Source organism: Anaplasma marginale str. Florida, assembly GCF_000215485.1.
GTDB classification, from domain to species: Bacteria; Pseudomonadota; Alphaproteobacteria; order Rickettsiales; family Anaplasmataceae; genus Anaplasma; species Anaplasma marginale.
Genome location: NZ_AFMS01000138.1, coordinates 1 through 641 on the forward strand (window position 1 = coordinate 1; position 641 = coordinate 641).

Below are 641 nucleotides of genomic sequence, written 5' to 3' on the forward strand. Positions count from 1 at the left end.
AATGATGTTAAATTCACCCGTCAAGACTGAATACGTATTGCTTTTATGGGAAACCTGAAGAAGTTGCTGCGGGTCTCGGACCTGAGTGATGAGGATGTGGAAAATCTGCTCATCTTAGCGAACAAATATATGGCGCAGGAAGCGAGCGATGAGGTGTTGCGGGGAAAAGTTATAGTGAATCTTTTTTTTGAGAGTTCCACTCGTACCCTGCTTGCATTTGAGATCGCGGAAAAGGCGCTGGGGGCCATATCTGTGACGCTAAACGTTGCCATGTCTTCAATATGTAAGGGGGAAAGCATATCAGATACCATGTCTACTATGGCTGCTATGGGGACTGATTTAGTGGTTGTGCGCTCTGATCAGAGTTGTATGGTTGATGAGATTGCCAAAAGAGCTGGTGATTGCCTGGTGATTAATGCCGGGGATGGAAATCACGAGCATCCCACCCAAGCGATTACTGACTACGCTACCATACGTTCTTTGAAAGGTGGGGAAGTGCGTGGACTGAAAGTTGCGATATGCGGAGATGTGTTTCACAGCAGGGTCGCGCGGTCAAACATAAGGTTGTTGTCCAGGTATGGTGCAGATATAAGAGTCGTAACACCGATGCGCGTGGATCATGTGCCAGATGGAGTGTCATT

The 641-nt window shown here is 47.4% G+C and carries 1 protein-coding gene; it reads left to right on the forward strand.

Features of this window, described 5'->3' with window-relative positions; all coding sequences use genetic code 11:
• Positions 1–45: 45 nt before the first annotated feature.
• Positions 46–641 (forward strand): aspartate carbamoyltransferase (locus tag GAC_RS03845; protein ID WP_037349497.1); only part of this gene is annotated, 596 nt, incomplete at its 3' end.